This window comes from Bacillus sp. EA-CB0995, assembly GCF_055814245.1.
On the sequence record NZ_CP169269.1, the window covers coordinates 3,896,954 to 3,920,779 of the forward strand.

Genomic DNA, 23,826 nt, shown 5'->3' on the forward strand with positions numbered 1-23,826 from the left:
CAATCAAGTGCTTTAAGTTTGTACGTACAATCATTTGATACTGACAGTATGGCACCCTATATATCTTGACAAATATATTCTAACATTTTTTAATTACATCTATACCAGTATCATTTATCAATAAATCACTTATTGAATCAGATACATATTTCAATTCATCAACATCTAAATCATTAAAAGCTATTACATATAATCCAAAGCCTTTTTCTCCAGTAGCATATATTAATGCATTACCACCTTCATCATCAGCTATCGCTAGTGAATTGGGGATACTTTCCTGTATCGCATATGATTCATTCATCTCTATACAACCCTCTGCTCCCCATATTCTAATATATTTTTCTTCATCAACATTAATCTCTATTTCTGTTAGTTCTCCTATTATCTCTAGAAAATCTTCTGGAATCTCTATCTTTGAGAATTCAATTAAATTTTTTATATCTTCCTCATTTGAAGCTGACTTACTAGCATCTATTCTATATTTACTACTTAAATTATTTAATATACTCATTTGATCACAACCCTTTCATATGGTACTTTCAACTTATCTAACATTTTATATTGTTGCTCTAGAACACTATTTATTGTATCGTTAGAAAATCCTGCATTTTTTAAATCATCTACTATATACTGTAATTCATCTTGTAAGCTCGAACTCCACTTTCCATTACCTTCCGCAACTCTAGCATTTCTTCTCGCATTTTGTGCTGTACTTATACTCGTATGTGGCATCCCCTTACCAGTTTCTATTGTAATAGTTGGTGCTAAATTTGGGTCATACTCATATTTAGAAAGATTGTCTATCGCCCATTGTTTCTGCAACCCATGATGAGATTGTAATCTTAAAATAAAAAGCACTTGTTGCCCGTAAAAGACAATCAAGTGCTTTAAAAGACTAATTAATTTTTTCTTTATATTGTAGTTCAAGTTTACTCCTGGGAAATTTCACATTTTTTACAGAAGATGTTATTCCTCTAACATGCCTAGAAAATCATTTACATTATCTGCAATTTTTTCTGTAACCGGCTCAAATTCACCTGAATCTTCATTATACCAAATGCAAATTGTTGGATTTGTTTTACTTTCGCTATAATCTAAACATACGAAGTTCCCAGCAAACAGAGCTGCAAAGGGTACTAATTCAGCTCCTGTGGAATCTCCATCCGAAATAATTCTTTCATCTAATTGACTGAATACGACCTTTATATCGTACATACCTTTGTCATTTTCACCTGGATTATCTAATAAACAAAGAAAACGGTCAACTACATATCTATTAGACTTATATTGAAAAAACCTAGTTATTGGAAGAGCACCATTATTTTTCAATATAAAATCTATAAAATCTTTTGGAAACTTAATTTCGAAACTCTCTTCTACACGTGTAATTAAATTCTTATCTGGAATAGGATAAATTATACTATCATTTTGAATCTTCACGATTATTTCACCTCTTAATTAATTTAATGTCGTGGAGCGTCTGCCCAATGTCCTTTTGTCCTTCCCCCGTTATGCTTTGTGATATTATGAATACCAAATGGCACAAGTTCCATTTTCCCATCTTTTTCTTTATGATGCCAGGTTGTACCTTCAGGTTGCACTTTATTTGGTAGTCTTTCATTTAGCCACCTAAACTGCACATCATCCATTGCTAACCATAATCTCTTTGGAAGGACATCCTCAAACAATACTACACCTGCTCCTTTAAAGTCAGCATATCCAAATTTTAATCCCTCTACTTTTTCTACTTCGACTTTAGGTATATCAGGATGTAACTCTAGAGCCCGTTCTTTTATCATCTTCCTTTGATTTCCCGATAATTTACCAATAAAATTATCTTGCCAAGACCAAGGTTTATTTGACTTTACTATATCCCCATAAATAAGAGCATAATCATCAAGAACATCTTCAAATTTTTTGTTACCTTTAGCAAACTCTTCTATACTTTCCAGACTTGGTTCTCTAATTCCATTAGGACCTTTTACGTTTTCACCCGTACCCTTACCAACAACACTCTCTTCCAACTTAGAAATCTTATTATGAATAATCCCTTTCGACTCGTCATGACTCGCTTTCACCGCAGCTTCCCAATTCGTGCCACGACGAAGTCCCATGACTCCATCAACGGGTACTGGAGATCGACCTAATACGAAATCTTTCGCGATATTGAATCCACCTGTTGTACCGTCTACCACCTTGGCAACTCCGCTTTTTATCGCGTGATCCCAGTCATTTATATAGAAATTTCAGGAGAAAATCCATTATCAATGAAAATAAAAAATGATACCACTAGAAAAAGCTATTTAAAGAGAAAAAGAAGATAACTATCTATATAGTAGATAGTTATCTTCTTTCGTTTTTTAATAAAAAATATTATCTTTCCTTTTTGTATTTCTCAATAATATCTTTATCAAATTCATTATTTTCATCAGGTAATTTATTCAATTTTTTATATTTCCATATCACATGTCTTTCGTAATCATCATACTCACAATTATCCAAGTCTGTATAATCATAATCAATATTAAATTTACCCGAAGAAGTTAGTTCAAATGTTAAATTAGACCACAATGGTTGATTATTATTCTTAAATTCCTCGCGTAGTTTTTCTATATGGTCATTAAGTTTAAATAATTTTTCCATATACTGATCTTTTTCTAAATTATATATTTCAGGAATCTCTAAATTATAGATTGGTTCAGAATCATTGTTAGGATAGAAATAGAAAAATGCCTCATTACTAAAGTCATCTATTTCTGCATATAAATAAACTTCCTTCCACCCAACAGGGATTATACTATTGAGATAATTTGCAATTATTCCATATAATTCTTCCATTTTTTCAGTTTTCACATTCTAACCTCCATATACATTTTTTAAAATCTTCACTTTTTCGATACCATTTATTTTATAAATAATAGCAAAGCTATCCGGTCGTATTGAAGTTCCGCTATACCTTGGCCTTATATCTACAAAAACTTCTTTTCCTCCTCTTAAAGCTTTTGCCCAAGCAGATTCCAATTTTTTATAAGCACTTACATTAATCTTACCATTCATTGCAACTATGTTATCAATTAGCGGAGATCCATTAAATTGCGTACCGATTAAATGTCCACCATGACCTCCTTGAGTACTAGGAGCTTTAACTCTATCTTCCCCCCAGCAGCTAACTGATGTTTGCTATCACATACTCCCATCTCTAATGTGAATTCTCCTGAAGCTCTCTCAATTCTTTCTAAATCGTCTGTTTGATATAAATATCCATTTGTTTCATATTTTACATTAGGCTTTAATTTAAACTCGCCTAAAAAGTAACTACCATCTTTGATTACAGCATCAACAGCCCCACTAACGCTCTTATCAGATTTCTTTGTACCCTAAAATAAAAAGCACTTGTTGCCTTTAGTTGACAATCAAGTGCTTTAAGTTTATACGTTTTATAGTGAGAGTATGGCACCTTTTACATGTTGTAACAAGAACACGTTAAAACTAGCGAGCTTGTATGAGCTCGTTAGTTTAATGTCCATTCCATGCCATTCCCAGCAAAATGTCATCTCGCCTAAGCTCGTACTTCTTTTTCTGTTCTATCATTGCACGTAATACTCTATGATGGTCCAACCATCATGAGTCTTTACTTTTTAACAGCTTATTCTTTTTCTTTCCAGTTCAAAAACAAGTTCTTTTTCATTTTCAAATATAAATTGAAAAAGTCATGCTAGTAACACTTATGGAGTTACTGCAAGCACTCTTGTCCTCCTGCAATACACCCCATAAACTTTAAAAAAACAATAACCTATTTTAAATAAAATGCTATTAGCTATTCATTTAGATTCTCAATCTCAGTAAACCAAAAACATTCCTTTTCCATACACTTAGCATCAACTCTTTCTAATTCTTCTTTTAACCAATTAATCACAGATTCTGGTATATCATTATCAATAAAGGCATCCTCACCATTCACTTCTATTGCCTTATCAATCATTTTTGAATATACTAATAAACATTCTGCAAATTGATATAAAGAAGAATTAATAAACACCTCTTTATAACCATCACTATTATTAAGAAACACTACATTTTCTTGTTTCTCAGTTATACATATCGGATCACCAGAACCAGTCGATCCCAAAAACCAATATTTTTGAAACTCTTCTGGCATATTAAATACATTTGTAACAGGCCTTAATAACGATTGTGACGAAGTAAATTCTAAATATGGTGGAGGAGTTTCAGGTAAGCCTCCTATTGACAAAAATCTCTTCACTTCATCCGAAAAATTTGTACTCCTTAAATCTTGGTAATTAAATTTAATTAGCGAGCCATCTTTGTTAACATCCCATTTATCATTAAATTCCTCTGGTAGTATCATCTTCTCACCTTCCTGAACTTTTTATAAAAGTTTCTAATCTAGTTGCAATTTCATCATCTATTCCAGTAATTCCTTATTCCTTTTCAACATTATGAATACCACTTTCTCCTATATAGTGATGTCTCATCTATTTTTATAATAATTCTTTATTTATTTTTCAGTCGTATGTAATTCTCCTAATAACAGATTCTGATAGTCACTATAACTATCTATATAAGCACGTACACCGCCAATAATATTTATCCCGTTAATATCTTTATTATTCTCCAACATTTCCGTTACACATAGTGGCCCATAATGGTACAACCATCATGAATCTTTACTTTTTAACAGCCTATTTTAAATTACAACATCCTGGTAACCTACTTCAGTTACTCTTTCATTTAATAGACGGAGCCCTAGTCCATTTTCTATATCCCATGTACAATTAAATGTAATTCCGATATCTCGCCCTTCAAAAATCCCCGCATATGGAACAACAATTCCATCTAAGCTTATCATTTCTAGTATTTGATCAGTTGTTTCAACTAATGGATAATTTTCATTTACTTCAATATCATAACCTAGTTCATGTCGCTCTTGTTTGTAATAGTCTAATATTGATTGCAATACCCTTGGTTGTAAGCCCTCCCAATTTTGCATTAATGATTGATATGCCGTATATTGATCTTCATCAAACTTGCCATCTTCTTCACCATCTATCATCAAAGCTATCTCAGTTTCTTCTCCAAAAAAATGAATAGTGGTATCCTTAGCCCAACCATAGTCATACTCAAGTTCACCAAAAATTGGATCGTTTATAGTCATTTTAAAATCTCCCCTTTATTGTAATCTTGAAATAAAAAGCACTTGTTGCCTATCATAGACAATCAAGTGCTTTAAGTTTGTAAGTTTTATAGTGACAGTATGACACCCTTTACATGTTGTAACAAGTGATACGTTAAAACTTACGAGCTTGTACGAGTTCGTTAGTTTCATGTCCATTCCATGTATTTATTCATCATCCAGTAAAATGTCATCTCGCCTAAGCTCGTACTTCTTTTTCTATTCTATCATTGCACATAATACTCCATGATGGTACAACCATCATGGAGTATCTACTTTTAACAGCCTATTCTTTTTCATCCATCTTCTGCTTTAAATATTCAGCAATTTCTGTTTGCCCTCTTTCAATAGCAAATTCATAAGCTCCCATATCTTTCATGCTTTCACCAGAGTATTTTATAGATATATCTATATTATTCTCAACTAACAATTTAACAATCTCAAAATGACCACCATATATTGCAGCAAACAGAGGATTTCTATCTGGTTCACTAGTATCAATCTCAACATTCTGGTTAATGAGATATTCGGCAATATCTAAATACCCTTTTGTAGCCGCTCTTTCAAGGGCATTTGTAGAAAAAGTTCCACCCTGTGTATTAACATCTATCCCAGCATTAATAAGATATTCTATTATTTCTAAATGCCCATGAGCTGTTGCTACATGTAACCATGTACCAAAGGGTGTCATCCATGTTAACATTTCTGGTTCTTTCTCAAGTAAATCTCTTAATGTATCCAATTGGCCATTTTTTATGGCACCCCTAATGTCTTTTGCAATTTTAGTCTTATCCATTTTAGTTTCTCCTTTAATTTTTATCTTCTAGAAGCAGCTTGTTTTCCAAGGTCTTCTAGTATTTCGATAATATCATCTAAGTCTGCACCTGCCGCATCAACTGCTTTCAATTGATTCACAACATTTTCCAAAGCTGATATATTATGTTGTCCAGCAATTCTATTTGGTGCCCAAACTAAATTCTCTTTACCAATTATAGGTTCAATACCATAATTTCTTAATATTTCTTGACCTTCTTGAACGAGTTTTTGTTGAGCCTCACCTAGACCTTTTTTGAATAAAATATGATGCGCAGGTGAGTCACCAATCAATTTGAATTAACGCTTCATTATATTCTGAAGTAATACCTAAATCAGTCATCTTTTTGCTAATCTCAGAAAGCTCGTCTACACTGAAAGTATTATTTTGAATAGCATTTTTAAGCCTATTCATGTTGTCCAAAGCATAAATTTCTCGAAAAAAAACACTTGATGCCCAAAAGGCAATCAAGTGCTTTATAGTTAGCTATATAAATTAATTCATTACTAATCCTATTTTTAAACCAACAAGCATGTTTAATTTCCTTAGCAGAACATGGTTATATAACTCCATGATGGTACAACCATCATGAGTCTTTACTTTTTAACAGCCTATTCTTTTTCTTTCCACCGCAAATATACTTTATTTTCTATTCATGTTGTATTTAGCCACGCACCACAGTTTTTGGCATTCTCATGTGTAAAGTATAGATTGAATAGTAAGTATGGTTTTAGCGTTTATAAAGTTACTGTAACCATTAAGGATTCTTCAATCCATTAATAAAATCCTTAAAACTATCAGCGATTTTATACGTATTTTCTTCTTCGCTAGATTGTGGGAAATAAAAAGAGTGATCCCAATAATATACACCATAGTTTTCAGTATCTGTAATGAGTACAATTAATCCTGAACCCGGATCATCTCCTATTATTAAACTGTTTGGTAACATATCTTCTTCAAACTCTTCATAGCATTCACTTAAATCAAAAGTTCTTTTTACACCTATACCATACAAGACATCTAAAGGAATTTCCTGATTTAATTCTTTAACAAAAAATTTACTATACCTAACTTTCGAAGTCCCTCCGTTATATTCACTCAAAAACTTTTTATAATCTTCCGGAAGTAGAAATCCTAAAAATTCTTCTAATTCTTCAATCGGTTCTTCTGTTGCTTTACCAAAAGCATTTAAATTCATTTATTTCACTCCCATTTAATCTTTTAACTTCTTAGCTAATGACATTCCACCCATATGTCGAAATCTTCTGTGCATCTCTTTATTGACTTCTTGCATTGTTGTTAAATCTTGATGATTGTTCCATTTGTTTTCATCTAATTCCGCCTCTCAAAAGTTTATTTCCACCTAAATGATTTACACCATGAATATCAGATATTACTAACTGCATTTTCCCAGGTACTCGATGATGATGCCAAGTTAACCCATCGATTCTTGGTTGACCATCAAAAATTTTCTCCAGTTATAATGGATTGAATATTTCTTTTGATAAAATCGATTCCACTAATTCAACCTTTTTACACAAAAATATTGACGGTACCCATGTTTTTCCTATGACCTAATTTCTAATCTATAAAAATAAAACACCTAAACAATTTAAATCGTTTAGGTGCTCCTTTTAAATCTTATTTACACGTATTCTCCCGATTAAAGTCAAATGCCGCTTCAACGCCATTCTTCATTAGCTTTTGTAATAATACATCATGACCTTCAGTAAAATAACAAATAATTTCCTCTTTATATAATGGTAGCAATGTATGGAAATAGATTGGCCAGTCCCCTTCTATTCTTTTGCCCTCTTCACGGAACTCCGTTTTGAAAGCATCTGAACATTGTGGCAGTGGTGGTACAATCATAACACCACAAAACTCCGTACTTTCGCTATAAGGATGAATTGGGGCATTTGGATTCCATTCGGCTCCCCTAGCTGAGCTACATATGACTGTTTTAAATCTTCCTCCGATTGATTTGGAAATACAAGCCACTGTCCTAACCAATATCCATTTCGCATAACATCTTTACCAAAGTTTTGTAAAAGACGTAATGGCCAGCCGTACTTTGGATGTTCTAAAGTAGATGTAGATACTTCCCAATCCTTTGGTAGATGCATGACGAGTTCCGCATAGCCACTATCTACACTTGATGGTGCTGGCATACGAAAATAGCTATTTCGATACGTTACTAATGTATGATAATTTACTATTTCATTAGGTCCAACATCATACAGTTCTATATCCGTTACCATTTCTGTATTTGCTCCTATATAATTTGTAATAGGACCATAATGCTGCAGGATGTGAGTTTCAAAATCTTCTATCGATGTCGGACGTATCATTGGGTTGTTTTCGATTAATGATTCATTGTTGTCTCCATCGCATGTCCACACTAATTTAAAACGAAATCCTTTCAATCCACTATTTGTAACTCTTTCTTTAAATTCGTCTGATACAAATATTTCTACGGATATAATAGGAAAATCTCCTAATGAATGCTGAGTATTACTATTGCGAAAAATATGCTGATTTTCTACTTTTTCTGGGATAAAAGTAAATTCATCATAACCGCCATATTTAGTAGGGACTGATTTTCCATGATCCACACACTCCAAAATATTCGTCACATTTATAGCATAACAATCATATGTATCATGCAAAAGTGGCAAACACTCTACTTGACCTTCCATTAAATCATACAAAATATCTATAGCTTCTCTTGTAAGGATGGGTGGGCTAGGAATTGATTCCCCTTCAAAACTTAATAAATCTGCTTTTTCCACTTGGCTAAATGTCTTCATTTGAATGGGTTTCCATGTATTGAGCATTGGTGTACCATTAAATTCATTATCAAATACTTCTTGTTCGCTTTCATTATAAGTAGTTAATTCATCATAATCTAATAGATTTGTGAGTTGCCATATCTTCATATTAACACTCCCTATTTTCAATCTTTGTACAAGAATTGTATTTTTCCTGTTAGTAAACCTTCTCTTGTTTCTTCAAGGAAAGATAAAGATACAAAATGAGAACACTGTAAAAATCCATTTAATGAAAAAAGAAGCTAGTCACCTACGATATATAGATAATTAACTTCTTTTTATTTCTGTATAAAATAAAAAGAGACATATCCCCTTCTCTGAAGTAGCTAAGTTACCACACAAATCTAACTATAGCTAGAAAGAAAGGATATGCCTCATACGTCTATCGTACCTGTCCATCCATGTAAAGCCGATTCCACTAATTCAAACCCATTTACACAAATTTATTGACGGTACCTTGGAGAAAAATAGTTTCATAATAAACTTAAGTACTTTTTTTAACTAATGCCCATATACCATATTTATTATAAAATACATGATCTTCTGGGAAATGTCTACACTCAGCATACCTTAAAATAAAACTCAGACTGTTCTCATCTATACTAAACGTAGAACCATTTTCTAATTCAGGCCGTTCAATAAGGTTGTATAAACAAAAAATTTGCATCAAGTCTTGAGCGTATTGTGTTGTTACTTGATTTTTAAAAGTAATAGCATCTGGTAATCCAAAACAATGCATTCCACATGTGTAGTAAAAATCTGTTTCTTCTACTACTGTTACAAAAGCCTTAAATAAATCTACTGTATCATTTGTATTATATATATGGGACCACTCTTCAATGGTATTTGCAGTACCTGAGGATTCAACTTTAACACCAAGTCCACCAGATTTTAAAAGTACATGTGCAGCTTCAACCATCTTTACTACTTTATCAATTGATCCGCCTTCTCCAACTAAATATACAGTTAAGAAATGGTTTTTGATACAATCAAGTTGCTCTTCTGAAAATTTACCATTTCCTGCAATCTCGAAAGCTTCCGTCAAATGTTCATCATACTCATAGACTTCAACATCAAAAAAGTTAATTGTTTCACCAAGTTTACCAATACTATTTCCTGCAAATATATATCCTTCACTTTGTCTTGCCACTGCTTCAACAATTTCACGTCTGTTCTTCCATAAACCTGGTATACATAAAATTATTTTTGAGTCTTCCATGCAACCCTTCCTCATCATTAGTTAATTTCTATCAGCTTCTTTTAATTTGCTAAGAACTTCATTTGCAACGCTCTCAAATCTTTTAGGATTGTCAGAAATAATTTCATTGAGCAAATCGATTACTGTTGATTTTATATCATTATTCATTCCTACAATGATTTTAGCATACTCAATTCTATACAAATCATTATTTAAAATTCTTTTGTTTAATAGCATTGCCCATTCTTTTGCATTCTCAATCATTTTTGGCAAAGCTTTAGGCATCTCTGTTAGATATTTTTCCATTTCAAAACTTTCAATTAAGTGAACTAGGCCAAACATAACTTCTTCCTCTTGTGTTTCATCATCAAATATCATACACAAATCTTTAATAAGCTTTTCATCATCACAATCTGCTAAGTTTTCTAATGCATCGTCAAACTCTTCACATTCTGATTGAGTTTTTAAAAATCTACAATTATATAATCTCTTAATCTCAGATCTACTGTCCATATAAACTTCTCCTTTTAAAAAAATTAACAAAATTAGATATTATTGAAAAACCTAAGACAAATAAAATTGCAAACTATAATGTCCCTACTATTAGGTTAGTAAAATAAATAATCATTTCTTTTTTAATTCTTTTTTATAATAGTCCTCTCTCGCTTGTCTAGCATACTCTCTCAAACTTGGGCGTATCTCTTTATACACCCCATCTTCCATGTATATTTTTCTCAAATTCCCCAAATCAAAAGCAAGAGCGTCACGTACCTCTAAAGAATAGTAGTACTCTTTTTCCTCATTAGTCATATTTCGACCGTATGTCTCAGTCCTTCTATGTCTTCCCCCAGTTTTCGGTTGCTCTACATTTATTGACATACCGTCATTCTTAGCTTTTTTAGGATCCCATTCCAGTTTTCTTACTAAGTATTCTTTTGAAGGCATATGATGAGGTGTAATATCGTCACCAACTGATCCTGCATCATTCAGATCTTTATACGTTCCTATGTCACCTTCATTTGGTAACAGTTTTTTCGAATCTACCTCTTTCACAGTATTACCCGTACCCTCACCAGCACCACTCGATTCCAACTTAGAAATCCGACTCTGAATAATCCCTTTCGACTCATCATGACTCGCCTTCACCGCAGCTTCCCAATTCGTGCCACGACGAAGTCCCATGACCCCATCAACGGGTGCTAGAGATTTACCTAATACGAAATCTTTCGCGATATTGAATCCACCTGTTGTACCGTCTACCACTTTGGCAACTCCGCTTTTTATCGCGTGATCCCAGTCATTTATTTTGTCTGCTGTTTTCCAGCCTGTTGTTTTTAAGTTATGTAGCCATATATTTTTACTATTATGCAATGATTGTACCACATGTTTGGTTGTATTTGGATTTAATACTTTGCCTGCATCTTGCACTTTTGATAGTTTTGCCAGGGATAAAGCGCTGTCTAATCCTTTGAATCCTTTTACCGCTGTTCCAAGGATTGGGATGGCATCGAGCGCTCCGAATATCCCGTTCTCTGCTCGTTCGGCATCGCTTAACTTTCTGCCGGTTCCCCAATCTTTTCCATCGTATGCACTCTTGAGTTGTAAGCCCCCATAGAGAGCCGAGGCTGTTAGTCCGGCCGGCGGGCAAGCAATGGTTAAAATGATAAGTCCGGCTCCTATTGCAAGATCACGCCACGTCTCCAACTTTTTTTGTTCGTCTTCTCTCGTTTTGTACTCGAATCCACGCATGGATGGGACAAGCTTACGGTATTCGGCGTAATCTAGCTTCGCATCTGGATTTTCTTGTTTTATTTCTTTATACTGTGCGCGGAGAACTTTATCAAACGCTAAGGAGTCTTTGAAAATATCGTCCACTGTTATTTTATCTTTTTTCGTCGTAATCGTTTGTGCCATGCCATAACCGTGTGCGTTTGGCAACGTTGTCGTAGAAGTAGAGCCAATGCGATTTTTCGTAGAGTAGTTTCGAATCGATAGGTCTCTCATTTTTCCCGCAAATTTGTCCATGTCCTTATAAAAAGGTTCATCGATATGTCTCGATACAGCTTCCCCTGCTTTTGTGCAGTAGTTTCCTAGTGTGATATAGTCGTCAAGCAATTCATTGATTTTTCCTTGCTGACTCGTGTGTTGAAAATGAATACTTCGGTCGGAGTCTAGAGAACGTATTTTTCCCTCTATATTTTCTAGAAGGTCGTTGGCATGTTTTAATTCCATTAGTGCATCTTTTGTAAGTTTGTCGATTCCTTCTTTCATTTCTTGCCAAGCACTTGGCTTGTAATGCACATCCATTTCTGTTTCATCCTCCCTTGCCGTATAGTGATTAACCGCTAATACCTAAGATTTTTTGTAATTCTTCATCCTTTTTTATCATTTCTTCTAGTGTATAATTCACAACGAGCGCCGCTTGTTTATAGTTATCTGCGAGTTCCATCGTTTTTCCTAATATATCTTTGTACTGTGATAGAACCTTTGTTGCTTCGCCTTGTCGATAAAAATCGCAGTTTGTTAGACTATCAATATTTTTCGCTACGCCATCAGCATACAGATTATAAATATTTTGCAGGCGCGTTGCGATATCAATCATTTCTGTGAAGTTGACTAAGACTTGTGAGCCGCCGCCTCCTGAACTGCCATCCGACATTTGTGCGTGCATTAGTTTATTCCTCCTAATGATAAACTTTTTGGATCAATAAATTTCTTATATGGCATTTTTAACACATCATATATCTTCTTATTTAAAGCATATAGACTAATCCATTCATATCGTTTCCGTTCTACATCAATTTGGATATAATCGTCTCCCTCTGTGAAGTATAAGAAACAATCCCATTTTCCTTGTTCTATTAAACTTGTTGTACGCGGTCGACTAAATGTTTCGATTGCTAATATTTCTTTTTGCGATAAATCCATTTCTTCAAATGTTTCCTGTTCTTCCTGCGTCATCTTACTTGTTAAGAACGTAGTATCTTTCTCTCTCGGCTCTCTCATTAGAAATGGAATTCTCTCTAAGAACGATAAATACACATCTCGCTTCGGTATGTAATGGAGTTCATATTCCTCATTTGGCTGTATTTCTGTTAGTACAGCTACTCGGTCTTTATCATTTGGTAAAAATCCTATGAGCAGGTTATTAAATCGCGTATAATCCTGACTTTCTTGATACGCTTTCAGTAATTCAATGAGTTGGAATGCAGCCATTGTCAGTCCGCCATCTTCCATAATGAGCCCTTTTCCCCTTAAGCTCTCGGTTGCTTTCGTTACACAATCGGCATCATCCATGACGAGTTTTTCCCGTTCAGGTAAACCAAATAAATAAGTAACTCCAGCTCCACCAGCTAATACATATAATTCAGAAGGACTGAAACTCTCTATGATATTTTGCATCGTTTGATCCCTCATTTCTATTACAGGTTTTTAATCGTTTGTACTTCACTCGTGTTAGAGAATGTATGAATATGTTTGTCGAGATCTTTCAACGCTTTCGTATGATCTTCAAGTGCATCTGCCATATCTGCATTTAACTGAATGATTAACTCCAAAAAACACAAAAATTCATCTCGTGTTTTCCCTTTCCAGTGAGAGCTAGTTACAGTTGCTTGTAAGTCTTTTGCTTGTTGGAGTGCGTCTTTTACACTATTTTCAATTTGCTGTGCATAGGAAATTGCATTTGCCGCTCCCTCACCAGAAATTTCAATTTCTTTCCCACTCATGTTTAAACCTCCGTTTCTATTAAGATGCAGTACGAATTCATAGTTTCATTTTATTTTTTCTTTGCCGCAGCTTCCCGTTCTTCTGCCACTGCCTTTGCTTTATACTCTAAATATTTACTGTATGCTCTATTTTTAGCATGTGTAACACTATCTAAAGAATCCTTAAAATGAGTCATGAGCCCTGATAAAGTATCATCTTTTTGGTGACGTTTATCCTCAAATTCCCGAGCTGGAATTTTCCCAGCCGGCAAGCCATTACTTTTTGATTCATAACTTCTCTTTGCCGACTCTGCTTTCTCAATACGTTGTCTTACTTGTATTTCCTTCGATTTTAAATATTCATATAACCGATCATATTCATCACGTTTTCGTTCATTTTCTGTATAACCAATATGCAAAAAGTTCCCAAATTGATCCCAAAAACCTTCTGACATTTCTAAACCTCCTCATTTTTATAAATACAACATGCTAGATTTGTATTTTTTTAACCACAATTCCATTTTCTATTCGCAAAATGTTCAATACCGTCATTTTATCAAACCGCTTATATATTTACCATATTTTATGAAAGAAGGAACAGAAAAGGATGGCTTCGGTACATGAACCAAAACCATCCTTTTATTACATATCGTTTATTCAAGTCACTTAGGAAGATTGCCAAATCTATATTTCTCCTTCTATTCAAGCCTTCACCTGAAACGCCCTAGGCGAACTCACCATATCTACAACTGAATCTGGAATTTTCTCTGCAATCGACTCCCCAATTTTCAAGCTGGCTGTTGCCGCCGGGGACGGGGCATTGCAAATATGCATGGAGTTCGTGCCTGAAATAATGCAAAAATCATCTACCATATTTCCGTTAGATAGAATTGCCTGTGCTCTTACACCAGCATGAGTCGGAACGATATCCTTATCCGTGAGCTCTGGTATTAAACGCTGCAAGCTTTTAAGAAATGATTGTTTACTAAAAGAACGAATCATCTCTTTCATGCCTTCTTTCATGTTTGGCATTGCCATTTTCCAAAAGCCGGCATACGTCATTGTTTCCATAAAATCTTTTAGATCAAAATCTTTTTTTGTATATCCTTCGCGCTTAAAGCTTAAGACCGCATTAGGCCCTGCATGTACTTCTCCGTTTATCATTCTTGTAAAATGAACACCTAGGAACGGAAAATCCGGATTCGGAACAGGATAAATCAAGTGTTTTACGAGATGGCGCTTTTCTGGAACAAGTTCATAATACTCGCCTCGAAACGGTACAATTTTCATATCCGTTAATACTCCTGCTTTTTTTGCGATTCGGTCACTATGTAATCCGGCACAGTTAATGAGAAACCGCGTTGTAAAAACGCCTTGATTTGTCTCAATGGTAACGAAATCTTTTTTCTCAAAAATATGTTCCGCTTTCGTATCTAAGTGCACTTCTCCTCCATTCTCTTGGATGAAATGTGCAAACGCATAACTTACCCCTTTATAATCAGCAATGCCGCAAGAAGGAACTCGAATCGCTCCTAGCCCTTTTACATGAGGCTCAATTTCTGCTAATTCTCCTTGATCAATTTTAGAAATCTCCAAATCATTTTGCAGACCTCTCTCGTAAAGGTTCTGTAAAAGAGGAAGTTCTTCCTTTTCTGTGGCTACAATCACCTTTCCGCACATATCATAAGCAATTCCGTTTTCTTTACAAAACTGAACCATTGCTGCATTTCCTTCTTTCGCAAATTTCGCTTTGTAGCTGCCTGGTTTATAGTAAATGCCGGAATGGATAACACCGCTATTATGCCCAGTTTGGTGATGTGCAAGTATGGGCTCTTTTTCAATAACTGCTATTTTGGCATGAGGAAATTTTTTCGTTAAGGCCATCCCAGTTGAAAGCCCAACAATCCCGCCGCCGATAATTAAAAAATCATACATTAAACTTCCTCCTTATATCTTATATGTACGTATACCCGTATATCATGAAAGGCAGGTCTTATTTAAAGACCCGCCATACATATTATTATTTGGAAAAGCAGCCACGTTGGCGCATTAATTCTCTATATAAATCTTTATTTTTTTCAAAAGGAGCTCGCCCGTGCATCCAAAATAGGTTATTTAAAAGAACTAGATCACCAACTGGTAATTTTAATGCATGCGTTGCTGGTGAATTTTCAACAGAGTATGATAATTCCTTAAGATATGTTGCCTGTTCAATATTATCAGGGTAAGCAAATTGATCGATAAAGCAAATACAAGGCGCATTATTTACATCAAAAAATGTTTCACGGTATACGATTTCCTGTGCATTTTTACTTGGCGGTGCTTTGTATGTGACTTTAACAGGTGCTAGTGGATGATTTCGAAACTTATCAAGCTCCTCCCAATCATCTAAATGAAGTAAACGTGATTCGCCGCCTACTGCATTCTTTTCCTCAATTTTCATCATAAGCAGCCAATCTGTAGGTTCATCAACAAATGTTCCGTCTGTATGAAGCGTGAATAAGCGATATGCTTGGCGAAGATAAGAATCACTGCCGTCTGTATCTTTCACATTAAATCTTGCGTAATACGTCCCTGTCATTGCATCAAAGTTAGATGTACCAATTAAGTGGGTTAATGCCGTTGCAAATTTCACATAGTCTTCTGCATCTGTCGTTTCGCCTTGTACACCAATTGTAAATCCGCCCGTTTCACGGTCATGAATAATCCCTCGAACATTCTCCATAAAAGATGCACCAAAGATTTTTTTCATTTGATCAGCAAGGATAAAGCGAGAATAAGGAATATATTGCAATGATTGCTCAGAATGTTCTTTTACCTCTTCGAAAAATTGTTGAAGCAATTGCTGATTTAATACAATATGATACAAGCGTTTATGTTCTGGATGAGGAACAATTTCATACCCCTCATACTTCTTTGCAAATTTCATCTTTACTTCTTGTTCCGTAATCATCAACATCTTCCTCCCTAGTTCAAATAAACTAAAAAGCCAGTCATACGCCTCCACAATAATAAATTGTAGAAACGTACAACTGGCTTAAAATTACGAGTGTTCTTTAATCTCTTAAAGTACAATAATAATAGACAGTTTTTTTATTAAAATATGTGCAAAACAGAAAATGAAGATCGGATTTAGAGAAGGCTAATTTCTCGTATGGATCTTATCACTTTATAGTTAAATATTAATTCATAATTTTCTGAATGTCAATGTGTTTATATCATTTATTTTCAATTTTCACGTTCGTGTACTTAGCTTTATTTCGACCACACACTTTACACATTTTACACGATTTCGCTGCACTACTTTCCACGCACCCTCTTTTTGTTTTTGCCTGCTCCTTTACACCTTGAACTTCACTTAGTTTTGACATCTTTCTGCCTCCTTATTGTGTATAAAATGAAAGAGCCAGTTATATTCCGCGCATCAAATAAGCAGAAATACAACTGGCTCTCGTTTACGAACGCTCTTTAAACATTAAAGTGCAATAAACTCGACAGTTTCATAATTTAATTTGAAATCAAAAAACTACTTTATCCCTCATTAACGGGCAGTAAGACCCACACTGATGGAAGTTTCACTTTATAGGACCCATTTCCTCATATTCCTCCTGAGGTGTTTCGCCGTTTACGTAACTTGTATATTGGCGGTACAAATCTTTTAAAGCACTAATAATCGCATTTTGCGCTTTTCCTTGATAATGGTAAGAAATTTCTTGGATGATCTCTTCAATCCCATCTCGTAAACTATATCCTCTTAAAATTTGAGAAATAAAGTCTCTCCCGTGTCCTGTAGCAAGGGTACATGACGATTCGATAATTACATGATATTTGTGATCTGCCTCTATTGTAATCGTTAGTGTTTCATAGACGCTGCGTACAGCCATCCCTTTCGGAAGCCTTGCATGTCCTGCCATGAAAAAAGTACCTTTACGCATGTTCATCCCCCATTATTGTGCATCAGTTTATATTATCCCGCGTTAACGGGCAGTAAGATCCTCCAGAAGAGAAAAAGATAGACGGGGGATAACTGCCCGTAAAAGCCCGATTGGTTCAACTAACCATCAGTGAAACCCCCACTGATGGAAGTTTCACTTTATAATTATACTTGATCTACATACACCGTTTTTAACCTTGTATAAAATTCTGCAGCTGCTTTCCCTTGTTCGCGTGGGCCAGCACTAGAATTTTTCATTCCTCCAAACGGAACTTGCGGCTCTGCTCCTGCTGTTTCGGAGTTTACATGAACCATTCCAACTTCCATATCATCGATAAATTGCTGCGCAAGACTTAAGTTATTTGTACAAATGGATGCACTAAGCCCATATTCCGTATCATTAGCCAGGTGAACTGCTTCTTGATAATTGCTCACCTTAAACAAACAAATAACCGGACCGAAAATTTCTTCTTTCGCAATTCGTGCATCGTGAGGTACATCTTCAAAAATAGTAGGTAAAATATAAAACCCGTGTTTTAACTCATCTTCTGTTGGTACACTTCCCCCGCAAGTTAAGGAAGCCTCTTTCTTACCCGCTTCAATCATCGATAAAACAGTTTGCTGCTGATTCTCGGATACACATGGTCCCATAAACGTATCATTTTCTAATGGATTGCCAACTTTAAGAGCCTCTGTACGTAACACGAGCTCATTACGAAACTCCTCATAAATTTCCTCTTCAATTATAATTCTACTTGTTGCAGTACATTTTTGTCCTGTTGACATAAATGCACCTCTTATCGCAATCTCTACTGCTTTACTAATATCAGCATCTTTTAATACAACTAATGGATTTTTCCCGCCCATTTCTAATTGTACTTTTTTGCCGTTCGCAACAGCAGTTTGCTGAATTGTTTTTCCGACGCCATTAGAACCAGTAAAGGATATTGCTTTTATATCAGGGTTTCCTGTTAATTCCGTTCCAACTACTGAACCTTTCCCAAATACACAATTGATAACGCCAGCAGGAATTCCCGCCTCGTGAAAAGCATTCACAAGGTGAAATACTGATTTTGGTGTAATTTCTGCAGGCTTAATGACAACAGTATTTCCGTAAATAAGTGCTGGTGCCATTTTCCATACTGGAATCGCAATCGGGAAATTCCACGGCGTAATTAATCCTACTGGTCCAACTGCTACTCGTTTGCTGTAGAGCATCGTTTTCGGATTGGCCGAAGGAATGATTTCTCCCACGGGCTGATTCGCTTCTCCTGCATAATATTCAAGAATACTAATCGCTCGCTTCGTCTCTCCTATCCCTTCAGCGAGTGTTTTTCCTTCTTCACTCGTTAAATCATGACCGATTTCAGTCACTCTTTCTTTTAAAATAGCTGCCGCTTTCCATAAATAACTTGCCCGCTCTTGAAACGATAACCCTTGCCAATTTTGAAAGGCTTCTTTCGCAGACGCAATCGCTGCTTGTGTATCTTCTGCTGAGCTTAATGGAAATTCTCCTAATACTTCTCCATTATGCGGATTATAGTTTTTAGAATATTGATTGGTAGATGGCTCTTTCCACTGACCATTTATATAATTAAAAAACTTCATTGTACTACCTCCAACTGGAAAAATAATTGCTTCTTCTTATTTGGATACCTTAGCAATTGCTGCTTCAAGAATAGCAAGTCCTTCTTCAAGCTGTTCATCAGTTATGACAAGCGGCGGTAAGAAACGAAGTACACTGCTATAAATACCAGCACTTATTGTAATTAAACCTTTATTATGTGTTTCCTGCATAATTGCTTTCACTTCTTCTGTTGCCGGCTCTTTCGTATTTCGATCCTTTACAAGTTCCATAGCTGTCATCGCACCAAGGCCTCTTACATCGCCAATTAATTCATATTTATCCTTCCAGCTATTGAATACTTCCATCATACGATCGCCGATTTCACGAGCACGTTGTACTAAGTTTTCCTCTTCGATTACATCTAAAACAGCTAGACCAGCTGCGCAAGCAACCGGGCTTCCTGAAAAAGTCCCGCCAAGTTGTCCTGGACCAGGTGCATCCATTAGTTCAGCTCTTCCTGTCACTGCGCTAAGCGGCATACCTGCTGCGATGGATTTTGAAAATGTCATTAAATCAGGAGCTACCCCAAAATGATCCATTGCGAACAAGTTTCCTGTACGAGCAAATCCCGTTTGAATTTCATCTGCAATCATGACAATTCCATATTTATCACAAAGATCTCTTACTCCTTGCATAAACGTAACACTTGGGACAATAAATCCACCTTCACCTTGAAGCGGTTCCAAAATAATTGCGGCAATATTATCACTTGCTACTTCCTCTAACATAAAACGTTCGAAAGACGCTAAAATTTGTTGATCTATTTCTTCTGTCGTCATACCATCTTCTGCGCGGTAATAATACGGATAAGGCAGCTTATATACATCTGGTGCAAACGGACCAAATCCATGTTTATAAGGTTTTACCTTACTTGTAAGAGACATTGTCATAAGCGTACGTCCGTGATACGCACGTTCAAATGAAACGATGGCACTGCGCCCAGTCGCTTTTCTAGCAATCTTCACAGCATTTTCTACAGCTTCAGCTCCGCTGTTTGCAAACATTGTTTTTTTCTTAAAATCTCCTGGCGTTAATTCATTCAGTCTTTCAGCTAACGCAATATAGCTTTCATACGGCGCTACATGAAAACAGCTATGAATAGAAGATTCTACTTGCTCTTGAATTGCTTTTACTACCTTCGGATGACAATGCCCTACATTTTGCATCCCAATCCCGCCTGCAAAATCGATTAATTCGTTGCCATCTATATCCGTAATAATGGCCCCTTTCGCAGATTGAACATATAAATTGGTAATATTATATGGACCTGCAGGCACCGCATTTTTTCTTCTCTCGTTTAAAATATCAGATTTTGTAGTTACAATATTTTCTTTTAACATTGAACTTACCCCTTTTTTCGTTTTTTAATTTGTATTACATATGACTTAGTCCTTCTCTAAACCAATCCCCGAACCTTTTAAAATTGGAAATCCTGCTTTATCTTCCTTGATAGGCTTATTTCTAACTCTTAGAAAATAGGATGCTATCACCACGACAGCCGCTAAAATCGTCAAATAAAATTGCATACGCATATCGGCTATAAATGCTTGCGAAACAAATATCGTAACAATCATCAGAAGCGTTGCGTATGTGAGATAAGGGAATAACCACATTTTCACTTTTAGTTTTCTCGGGTCTTCTCTTTCCGCTTCTCGTCTTAATCGAATATGAGAAACTGCAACAAACATATACATAAGCATCGTAACGCCGCCTGAGCTATTTGCTAAAAAAGCAAATAGTTTATCAGGAGATATAAATTTCAGCGCAGCGCAAACAAATGCAAATAATACACTCGCAACGATCGCCCAAATTGGTGCACCTCTACTGTTTAATTTTGAAAAAGCAAGAGGAGCATCTCCTTTTTTCGAAAGCGAAAATAACATGCGAGAACTCGTGTATAATCCTGAATTCAAAACAGAAAGCAAGGACAGGAATACAACTCCGTTCATAATTTCCGCAGCAGCAGGGACTCCTGCCATCCGAAATAAACTTGCATAAGGAAGCTTCAATAATTCCGCATTGTTCCACGGTATAAAAATGACCAAAATCATTACAGAGCCTACAAAGAAAAGCATAAGACGCCATACAACACTGTTAATTGCTTTTATAACATTCTTCTCTGGATTTTCAGATTCTCCCGCCGCGATAGCAGCTACTTCACTTCCCGATAAAGAGAAGGAAATAAATACAACACTCAGCAGTACAGGAACAATCCCTTTTGGAAAAAAGCCCCCGTTTTCAGCGATTGTAGAAAAATTAGGCCTGTCCACACCAGGGACAATTCCAAAAATCATCGCAATTCCTAAACCTAAAAATACAAGAATTGCTGCAACTTTAATAAAGGCTAACCAATATTCAAATTCTCCATATAGCTTTACAGAATAAATATTCGTAATCGTCATCAAAATAATCATGGAAAGACTAGCTATCCATGCTGGTATGGAAGGGAACCAATTGTTGACCATTGCCCCTAACAATACCGCTTCAATTGCGATAATAATGACCCAGTTAAACCAGTATAACCAACCGATCGTGTAGCCTGCCCAAGGTCCAATTGCCTTATGAGCATATGTTGCAAAAGAACCACTATCAGGATTTACCGCAGCCATCTCTCCTAACATCCGCATCACGAGTACAACCATTAAAGCACCAATAATATAAGACAAAATTGCTGCTGGACCTGTTGATTGAATAATTGTCCCGCTCCCTACAAATAATCCTGCTCCGATAACCCCACCAATTGAGATCATTGTTATATGCCTGGTTTTCAAGTCTTTTTGCAGTTCATTTTTTCTTTAACCAAAAAGATCACCAACCTATAAGTATTTATTTTCACAAATCCTTCTAGCATACATAAGATTGAAACATTGCCCGTCATTGATAACGCTTTCTAAAACCCGTCCTATAAATCGTTCTTCTGATAAGCATATGTAACGCTCATCCTTTTCTTATTTATAGAAAAAATAAAAAGAGCCAGAAAAACAATGTAAAGAGTCACATTGGATTTTACTGTCTCTATCCCTATGGCTCGTCTTCCTGCTAAGGAAGTTCAAGTGGAAAGAAGCCAATTCATTTCTATTCAATTCATCGTAACAATATCCGGGCTTGCAGGGAGGCTAATCACTGTCATCCGTTAATAGACTAATAATAATACAAATAAACTGAATATTCAACATTTATTTTAAATTCAGCGAAATTAACATAAACCGCCTTGTTTGAATATATTATCGTACAATCATAAAGGTGGGATAATATGGAACGAGAACAGTATAGACAAATGGAGGAAAAAGATTTGCCTCTTGTAGAACCGAAAGCATATGAAAATGTAAAGCAAATTGTTATTGTCGGTATTCCAACTTTCATTGGATTATCAATTTACGGCATCATAATGACGCTTTTGCACTGAAGTGAAACTCTTCATCAGTGACCTCCACCTATCTTCTTCACTTTTTTCTGCATCTTAAGGTGGGGGGATCTTACTGCCCTAAAATAGCGAGATAAACACGGATGAATTTTGGTTAATTATAGAACAATATACATATCACGTAAGAAAGGAGCTGCTCTTTGTTGTATACATACACCTTATACGATTCAAAGGATTCTTTTGGTATCAGCAAATCTTATCATATTAAATGCGAAATTCCTCCCCACCGATTTAGAGCGATTATGATGGAGTTTCGCCGTAATAAAGAAATAGGAGAAAACATTGGGGAATTTATTGACTTCATGAAACGAGAATTTGATGAAGGGTTCGAACTGTTTGAGTATGACGATATTGTACAGTACGATGCAGACCAAGAGAATAGCATGATACTGGCAAATTTACTGGATCAAGCAGATCAACATGTATGAAAAAAGAAGAAGCAGGCCGAATGAACCTGCTTCTTCTTTAATCTCAAATTGATTGTATGATAGGAGCGTGAATCGTTTCCATACCCCCTATTTCCACTCTTACACCCACCACATTTGTGAAGGTGTTTCTTCTATGAAGTGAAACTTATTTTTCTTTCATACGAGTAAAAACAACATCATACATATCATTTCCATAGTGTAAAGATCTCTTCACACGAGAAATTGTTGCTGTACTAGCTCCTGTTTCTTCTTCAATTTCATGATACGTGTTGTGCTTATATAACATTTTAGCTACTTTAAATCTTTGAAAGATTGTCTTCATTTCATTCACTGTGCATAAATCATCAAAAAAACTATAGTACTCATCTACCGTTTCCAATGTTAACATTGCTTCAAAAAATTCATCTAAATCTTTTCCACGTAATTTATCTATTAGCATATGCCTACCTCCACTTTCATCAGAGTAGCCGCTGCGCCACAAGATCCTCATTCTTATGCCAAAGTATATGAAAGCTCTTCCACATGATAAAGTTTGCTTTATCTTCTACTATGTTTTATCTGATAAGACTTTTTCTTTTCTTCTATATCGAATGTGAATCCCCTCGCAAACATAAATAGTACGATTACACTCTCATATCAAATCTACACCTAAAGATATATTGAAAAAAT

At 35.4% G+C, this 23,826-nt stretch carries 31 protein-coding genes and 2 pseudogenes; 2 read left to right on the top strand and 31 right to left on the bottom strand.

Annotated features, from left to right (window positions below; genetic code table 11):
- Nucleotides 1-79 precede the first annotated feature (79 nt).
- The 30 genes and pseudogenes from ACEWFJ_RS19970 to ACEWFJ_RS20115 form a co-directional block, all read right to left on the bottom strand.
- Entirely contained in the window at nt 80-511 is a 432-nt protein-coding gene (locus ACEWFJ_RS19970) for an SMI1/KNR4 family protein (protein WP_253628729.1), read from the bottom strand.
- On the bottom strand, nt 508-927 hold the full coding sequence (locus ACEWFJ_RS19975; protein ID WP_473689671.1) for a hypothetical protein: 420 nt from the start codon (nt 925-927) through the stop codon (nt 508-510). Before ACEWFJ_RS19975 ends, ACEWFJ_RS19970 begins: the two co-directional genes overlap by 4 nt.
- A gap of 39 nt (nt 928-966) precedes the next feature.
- Entirely contained in the window at nt 967-1,440 is a 474-nt protein-coding gene (locus tag ACEWFJ_RS19980; RefSeq protein WP_473689672.1) for an SMI1/KNR4 family protein, read from the bottom strand.
- A gap of 23 nt (nt 1,441-1,463) precedes the next feature.
- Nucleotides 1,464-2,195 (bottom strand): HNH endonuclease, encoded by a 732-nt coding sequence (locus ACEWFJ_RS19985; protein ID WP_473689673.1) that lies wholly within the window; start codon nt 2,193-2,195, stop codon nt 1,464-1,466.
- Between the two features lie 178 nt (nt 2,196-2,373).
- A complete protein-coding gene (locus ACEWFJ_RS19990; protein WP_473689674.1) occupies nt 2,374-2,853 on the bottom strand; it encodes an immunity protein YezG family protein in 480 nt (159 codons plus the stop codon).
- A gap of 3 nt (nt 2,854-2,856) precedes the next feature.
- Nucleotides 2,857-3,105 carry a DNA/RNA non-specific endonuclease gene (locus ACEWFJ_RS19995; protein ID WP_473692614.1) on the bottom strand — a complete coding sequence of 83 codons (249 nt, stop codon included), beginning with the start codon at nt 3,103-3,105 and terminating at the stop codon, nt 2,857-2,859.
- A 712-nt stretch (nt 3,106-3,817) separates the two neighbouring features.
- On the bottom strand, nt 3,818-4,369 hold the full coding sequence (locus ACEWFJ_RS20000) for an SUKH-4 family immunity protein (protein ID WP_473689675.1): 552 nt from the start codon (nt 4,367-4,369) through the stop codon (nt 3,818-3,820).
- 150 nt (nt 4,370-4,519) lie between these two features.
- Nucleotides 4,520-4,675, bottom strand: coding sequence for a hypothetical protein (locus ACEWFJ_RS20005; protein ID WP_473689676.1), 156 nt, complete (start codon nt 4,673-4,675; stop codon nt 4,520-4,522).
- Between the two features lie 33 nt (nt 4,676-4,708).
- Complete coding sequence (locus ACEWFJ_RS20010; protein ID WP_473689677.1) at nt 4,709-5,176, bottom strand: DUF6985 domain-containing protein; 468 nt, start codon at nt 5,174-5,176, stop codon at nt 4,709-4,711.
- A gap of 304 nt (nt 5,177-5,480) precedes the next feature.
- Entirely contained in the window at nt 5,481-5,990 is a 510-nt protein-coding gene (locus ACEWFJ_RS20015; RefSeq protein ID WP_473689678.1) for an ankyrin repeat domain-containing protein, read from the bottom strand.
- Between the two features lie 20 nt (nt 5,991-6,010).
- Nucleotides 6,011-6,301, bottom strand: a complete 291-nt coding sequence (locus ACEWFJ_RS20020) for a hypothetical protein (RefSeq protein ID WP_473689679.1) — start codon at nt 6,299-6,301, stop codon at nt 6,011-6,013.
- A 464-nt stretch (nt 6,302-6,765) separates the two neighbouring features.
- Complete coding sequence (locus tag ACEWFJ_RS20025) at nt 6,766-7,206, bottom strand: SMI1/KNR4 family protein (RefSeq protein ID WP_473689680.1); 441 nt, start codon at nt 7,204-7,206, stop codon at nt 6,766-6,768.
- Nucleotides 7,207-7,221: 15 nt separating this feature from the next.
- Nucleotides 7,222-7,320: pseudogene (locus ACEWFJ_RS20030) on the bottom strand (HNH endonuclease); the annotation flags it as partial.
- Between the two features lie 16 nt (nt 7,321-7,336).
- Nucleotides 7,337-7,486, bottom strand: a pseudogene (locus ACEWFJ_RS20035) (HNH endonuclease); the annotation flags it as partial.
- Nucleotides 7,487-7,649: 163 nt separating this feature from the next.
- Entirely contained in the window at nt 7,650-7,880 is a 231-nt protein-coding gene (locus ACEWFJ_RS20040) for a hypothetical protein (RefSeq protein ID WP_473689681.1), read from the bottom strand.
- The gene (locus ACEWFJ_RS20045; protein ID WP_473689682.1) at nt 7,877-8,947 is read right to left on the bottom strand and encodes an imm11 family protein; all 1,071 of its coding nucleotides are present in this window, start codon (nt 8,945-8,947) and stop codon (nt 7,877-7,879) included. The genes ACEWFJ_RS20040 and ACEWFJ_RS20045 overlap by 4 nt, the downstream gene beginning before the upstream one ends.
- A gap of 376 nt (nt 8,948-9,323) precedes the next feature.
- The gene (locus ACEWFJ_RS20050; RefSeq protein WP_473689683.1) at nt 9,324-10,058 is read right to left on the bottom strand and encodes a DUF4261 domain-containing protein; all 735 of its coding nucleotides are present in this window, start codon (nt 10,056-10,058) and stop codon (nt 9,324-9,326) included.
- 21 nt (nt 10,059-10,079) lie between these two features.
- Nucleotides 10,080-10,550, bottom strand: a complete 471-nt coding sequence (locus ACEWFJ_RS20055) for an Imm30 family immunity protein (RefSeq protein WP_429721003.1) — start codon at nt 10,548-10,550, stop codon at nt 10,080-10,082.
- 111 nt (nt 10,551-10,661) lie between these two features.
- Entirely contained in the window at nt 10,662-12,344 is a 1,683-nt protein-coding gene (locus ACEWFJ_RS20060; protein ID WP_473689684.1) for a hypothetical protein, read from the bottom strand.
- Nucleotides 12,345-12,375: 31 nt separating this feature from the next.
- Nucleotides 12,376-12,708: a hypothetical protein gene (locus tag ACEWFJ_RS20065; protein ID WP_429721011.1), complete on the bottom strand. Its 333-nt coding sequence runs from the start codon at nt 12,706-12,708 to the stop codon at nt 12,376-12,378.
- Entirely contained in the window at nt 12,708-13,439 is a 732-nt protein-coding gene (locus ACEWFJ_RS20070) for a DUF5081 family protein (protein ID WP_473689685.1), read from the bottom strand. Before ACEWFJ_RS20070 ends, ACEWFJ_RS20065 begins: the two co-directional genes overlap by 1 nt.
- Before the next feature lie 20 nt (nt 13,440-13,459).
- Complete coding sequence (locus tag ACEWFJ_RS20075) at nt 13,460-13,765, bottom strand: WXG100 family type VII secretion target (protein ID WP_473689686.1); 306 nt, start codon at nt 13,763-13,765, stop codon at nt 13,460-13,462.
- Nucleotides 13,766-13,815: 50 nt separating this feature from the next.
- Nucleotides 13,816-14,199 carry a hypothetical protein gene (locus ACEWFJ_RS20080; protein ID WP_473689687.1) on the bottom strand — a complete coding sequence of 128 codons (384 nt, stop codon included), beginning with the start codon at nt 14,197-14,199 and terminating at the stop codon, nt 13,816-13,818.
- A gap of 247 nt (nt 14,200-14,446) precedes the next feature.
- Nucleotides 14,447-15,679, bottom strand: a complete 1,233-nt coding sequence (gene lhgO, locus ACEWFJ_RS20085) for an L-2-hydroxyglutarate oxidase (RefSeq protein WP_473689688.1) — start codon at nt 15,677-15,679, stop codon at nt 14,447-14,449.
- 85 nt (nt 15,680-15,764) lie between these two features.
- Nucleotides 15,765-16,703 carry a glutarate dioxygenase GlaH gene (glaH, locus tag ACEWFJ_RS20090; protein WP_473689689.1) on the bottom strand — a complete coding sequence of 313 codons (939 nt, stop codon included), beginning with the start codon at nt 16,701-16,703 and terminating at the stop codon, nt 15,765-15,767.
- A gap of 259 nt (nt 16,704-16,962) precedes the next feature.
- On the bottom strand, nt 16,963-17,115 hold the full coding sequence (locus ACEWFJ_RS20095; RefSeq protein ID WP_473689690.1) for a hypothetical protein: 153 nt from the start codon (nt 17,113-17,115) through the stop codon (nt 16,963-16,965).
- A 204-nt stretch (nt 17,116-17,319) separates the two neighbouring features.
- Nucleotides 17,320-17,679, bottom strand: a complete 360-nt coding sequence (locus ACEWFJ_RS20100) for a DUF3870 domain-containing protein (protein WP_429708011.1) — start codon at nt 17,677-17,679, stop codon at nt 17,320-17,322.
- Between the two features lie 164 nt (nt 17,680-17,843).
- Complete coding sequence (locus ACEWFJ_RS20105) at nt 17,844-19,286, bottom strand: aldehyde dehydrogenase family protein (protein WP_473689691.1); 1,443 nt, start codon at nt 19,284-19,286, stop codon at nt 17,844-17,846.
- A gap of 36 nt (nt 19,287-19,322) precedes the next feature.
- Nucleotides 19,323-20,645, bottom strand: coding sequence for a 4-aminobutyrate--2-oxoglutarate transaminase (gene gabT, locus ACEWFJ_RS20110; RefSeq protein WP_473689692.1), 1,323 nt, complete (start codon nt 20,643-20,645; stop codon nt 19,323-19,325).
- A gap of 45 nt (nt 20,646-20,690) precedes the next feature.
- The gene (locus ACEWFJ_RS20115; RefSeq protein WP_473689693.1) at nt 20,691-22,055 is read right to left on the bottom strand and encodes an amino acid permease; all 1,365 of its coding nucleotides are present in this window, start codon (nt 22,053-22,055) and stop codon (nt 20,691-20,693) included.
- Nucleotides 22,056-22,558: 503 nt separating this feature from the next.
- On the opposite strand from ACEWFJ_RS20115, the gene ACEWFJ_RS20120 reads away from it, so the two are divergent.
- Together ACEWFJ_RS20120 and ACEWFJ_RS20125 are read left to right on the top strand one after the other, a co-directional pair.
- The gene (locus ACEWFJ_RS20120; RefSeq protein WP_429717059.1) at nt 22,559-22,711 is read left to right on the top strand and encodes a hypothetical protein; all 153 of its coding nucleotides are present in this window, start codon (nt 22,559-22,561) and stop codon (nt 22,709-22,711) included.
- A 161-nt stretch (nt 22,712-22,872) separates the two neighbouring features.
- The gene (locus tag ACEWFJ_RS20125) at nt 22,873-23,157 is read left to right on the top strand and encodes a hypothetical protein (protein ID WP_440604447.1); all 285 of its coding nucleotides are present in this window, start codon (nt 22,873-22,875) and stop codon (nt 23,155-23,157) included.
- Nucleotides 23,158-23,302: 145 nt separating this feature from the next.
- Here the strand turns inward: ACEWFJ_RS20125 and ACEWFJ_RS20130 are convergent, their stop codons facing one another.
- A complete protein-coding gene (locus ACEWFJ_RS20130; protein ID WP_253628715.1) occupies nt 23,303-23,596 on the bottom strand; it encodes a YerC/YecD family TrpR-related protein in 294 nt (97 codons plus the stop codon).
- Nucleotides 23,597-23,826 lie beyond the last annotated feature (230 nt).

Coding starts and splice junctions, on each gene's coding strand:
- ACEWFJ_RS19970 (WP_253628729.1), bottom strand. CDS start 511: ATGAGTATATTAAATAATTTAAGTAGTAAATATAGAATAGATGCTAGT.
- ACEWFJ_RS20000 (WP_473689675.1), bottom strand. CDS start 4,369: ATGATACTACCAGAGGAATTTAATGATAAATGGGATGTTAACAAAGAT.
- ACEWFJ_RS20010 (WP_473689677.1), bottom strand. CDS start 5,176: ATGACTATAAACGATCCAATTTTTGGTGAACTTGAGTATGACTATGGT.
- ACEWFJ_RS20015 (WP_473689678.1), bottom strand. CDS start 5,990: ATGGATAAGACTAAAATTGCAAAAGACATTAGGGGTGCCATAAAAAAT.
- ACEWFJ_RS20025 (WP_473689680.1), bottom strand. CDS start 7,206: ATGAATTTAAATGCTTTTGGTAAAGCAACAGAAGAACCGATTGAAGAA.
- ACEWFJ_RS20040 (WP_473689681.1), bottom strand. CDS start 7,880: ATGATTGTACCACCACTGCCACAATGTTCAGATGCTTTCAAAACGGAG.
- ACEWFJ_RS20045 (WP_473689682.1), bottom strand. CDS start 8,947: ATGAAGATATGGCAACTCACAAATCTATTAGATTATGATGAATTAACT.
- ACEWFJ_RS20050 (WP_473689683.1), bottom strand. CDS start 10,058: ATGGAAGACTCAAAAATAATTTTATGTATACCAGGTTTATGGAAGAAC.
- ACEWFJ_RS20055 (WP_429721003.1), bottom strand. CDS start 10,550: ATGGACAGTAGATCTGAGATTAAGAGATTATATAATTGTAGATTTTTA.
- ACEWFJ_RS20060 (WP_473689684.1), bottom strand. CDS start 12,344: ATGGATGTGCATTACAAGCCAAGTGCTTGGCAAGAAATGAAAGAAGGA.
- ACEWFJ_RS20065 (WP_429721011.1), bottom strand. CDS start 12,708: ATGCACGCACAAATGTCGGATGGCAGTTCAGGAGGCGGCGGCTCACAA.
- ACEWFJ_RS20070 (WP_473689685.1), bottom strand. CDS start 13,439: ATGCAAAATATCATAGAGAGTTTCAGTCCTTCTGAATTATATGTATTA.
- ACEWFJ_RS20075 (WP_473689686.1), bottom strand. CDS start 13,765: ATGAGTGGGAAAGAAATTGAAATTTCTGGTGAGGGAGCGGCAAATGCA.
- ACEWFJ_RS20080 (WP_473689687.1), bottom strand. CDS start 14,199: ATGTCAGAAGGTTTTTGGGATCAATTTGGGAACTTTTTGCATATTGGT.
- lhgO (WP_473689688.1), bottom strand. CDS start 15,679: ATGTATGATTTTTTAATTATCGGCGGCGGGATTGTTGGGCTTTCAACT.
- glaH (WP_473689689.1), bottom strand. CDS start 16,703: ATGTTGATGATTACGGAACAAGAAGTAAAGATGAAATTTGCAAAGAAG.
- ACEWFJ_RS20095 (WP_473689690.1), bottom strand. CDS start 17,115: ATGTCAAAACTAAGTGAAGTTCAAGGTGTAAAGGAGCAGGCAAAAACA.
- ACEWFJ_RS20100 (WP_429708011.1), bottom strand. CDS start 17,679: ATGCGTAAAGGTACTTTTTTCATGGCAGGACATGCAAGGCTTCCGAAA.
- ACEWFJ_RS20105 (WP_473689691.1), bottom strand. CDS start 19,286: ATGAAGTTTTTTAATTATATAAATGGTCAGTGGAAAGAGCCATCTACC.
- gabT (WP_473689692.1), bottom strand. CDS start 20,645: ATGTTAAAAGAAAATATTGTAACTACAAAATCTGATATTTTAAACGAG.
- ACEWFJ_RS20115 (WP_473689693.1), bottom strand. CDS start 22,055: ATGATCTCAATTGGTGGGGTTATCGGAGCAGGATTATTTGTAGGGAGC.
- ACEWFJ_RS20120 (WP_429717059.1), top strand. CDS start 22,559: ATGGAACGAGAACAGTATAGACAAATGGAGGAAAAAGATTTGCCTCTT.
- ACEWFJ_RS20130 (WP_253628715.1), bottom strand. CDS start 23,596: ATGCTAATAGATAAATTACGTGGAAAAGATTTAGATGAATTTTTTGAA.